Below are 2126 nucleotides of genomic sequence, written 5' to 3' on the forward strand. Positions count from 1 at the left end.
TTCGAGAACCTGGTACCGAACCCGACACCGGCGGTGACCACCATCACCGACTCGCCGGACGCCACCGGCCTGACCCTGTCGGCCACCGGTACGGTCGTGGAAGGTGGCCAGATCACCTACACCGCGACCCTGACCAACCCGGCGCAGACCCCGGTCACCGTGACCCTGTCCAACGGTTCGACCATCACCATCGACGCCGGTAAAACCACCGGCACCGTGGTAGTCGATACCCCGGCCAACGACGTCTACAACAACGGCAGCACGGTCAGCACCAGCATTACTGGCGCCACCGGCGGCAACTTCGAGAACCTGGTACCGAGCACCACGCCGGCACAAACCACCGTGACCGACTCGGTGGACAACACCGGCCTGAGCCTGACCGCCACCGGCAGCGTTGTGGAAGGCGGCCAGATCACCTACACCGCGACCCTGACCAACCCGGCGCAGACCCCGGTTACCGTGACCCTGTCCAACGGCTCGACCATCGTGATCGAGGCCGGCAAAACCGTCGGCACCGTGGTGGTCGATACCCCGGCCAATGACGTTTACAACAACGGCAGCACAGTCAGCACCAGCATTACCGGCGCCAGCGGCGGCAACTTCGAACAACTGACGCCCGACACCACGCCGGCGCAGACTGTCATCACCGACTCCGTGGACGACACCGGCCTGAGCCTGTCGGCCAGCGGCTCGGTCGCCGAAGGCGGCTCGATCGTCTACACCGCCACCCTGACCAACCCGGCCGGCACGCCGGTCACCGTGACCCTGAGCAATGGCGCAGTGATCACCATCGCCGCTGGCGCGACCACCGGCTCGGTGAGCGTTGCCGCGCCTGCCGACGACGTCTACAAGGACGCCGGCAAGGTCGAAGCCACCATCCAGGGCACCACTGGCGGCAACTTCGAAAACCTGGTGCCGAGCACCACGCCGGCGGTGACGGACATCACCGACACCATCGATACGTCGACTGTTTCGCTGACCGCGACTCCGTCTGTGGCTGAAGGCGGCACCGTGGTGTACACCGCGTCGGTGACCGCTCCAGTGACTGGCTCGCCGGTTGTGGTGACCCTGTCCAATGGCCAGACCATCACCATTCCGGTCGGCGAGTCTTCCGGTACCGTCAATATCACGGCACCTAATGATGCCCTCGCGGGCGGCAGCTCCCTGAGCGCGACCATCACCGGTGCAACGGGCGGTAACTACGAGAAGCTGGACGTCGACGCCAAGCCTGCCGAGACCTCGGTGACCGATACTCCGGACACCACCAATCTGAGCCTGACAGCGACTGACACCGTCGCTGAAGGTGGTTCGATCGTTTATACCGCGACTCTGACCAACGCCGCTGGTACGCCAGTGACCGTGACCCTGTCGAATGGTGCAGTGATCACCATTGCTGCCGGCGCTACCACGGGCTCCGTCACCGTCGCTGCTCCAGCTGATGATGTGTACAAAGATGCCGGCAAAGTCGAAGTCAGCATCAAAGAGGCTGCTGGCGGCAACTTCGAGAACCTGGTTCCGAGCACCACGCCAGCCGTGACCGATGTCACCGACACCATCGACACCAGCACTGTTTCGCTGACTGCTACTCCGTCAGTAGCAGAAGGCGGCATTGTCGTTTACACCGCGTCGGTGACCGCTCCAGTGACCGGTTCGCCGGTGGTCGTCACCCTGTCCAACGGCCAGACCATCACCATTCCGGTGGGCGAGTCGTCGGGCACCGTAAACTTCACAGCGCCAAACGATGCCCTGGCCGGCGGTAGCTCCCTGAGCACCACCATCACTGGTGCCACCGGCGGCAACTACGAGAAGCTGGATGTCGATAGCAAACCTGCCGAGACCTCGGTTACCGATACCCCGGACACCACCAGCCTGACCTTGAGCGCCACAGACACCGTGGCCGAAGGCGGCTCGATCGTTTACACCGCCACTCTGACCAATGCAGCCGGGACTCCGGTGACCGTGACTCTGAGCAACGGCGCGGTGATTACTATCGCTGCCGGTGCTACCACGGGCTCCGTCACCGTCGCAGCGCCTGCTGACGATGTGTACAAGGATGCGGGTAAAGTCGAAGTCACCATCAAGGATGCTGCTGGCGGCAACTTCGAGAACCTGGTGCCGAGCACCAC

1 protein-coding gene is annotated in these 2126 nt (G+C 63.8%); it reads left to right on the plus strand.

The window, feature by feature from the left end:
- Positions 1-2126: immunoglobulin-like domain-containing protein (locus PVZ80_RS10345; protein WP_337960722.1), on the plus strand; the 2126-nt coding region annotated here is incomplete at both ends.

It is taken from the genome of Pseudomonas sp. B3G-3 (genome assembly GCF_028640915.1).
Lineage (GTDB): Bacteria > Pseudomonadota > Gammaproteobacteria > Pseudomonadales > Pseudomonadaceae > Aquipseudomonas > Aquipseudomonas chlororaphis_I.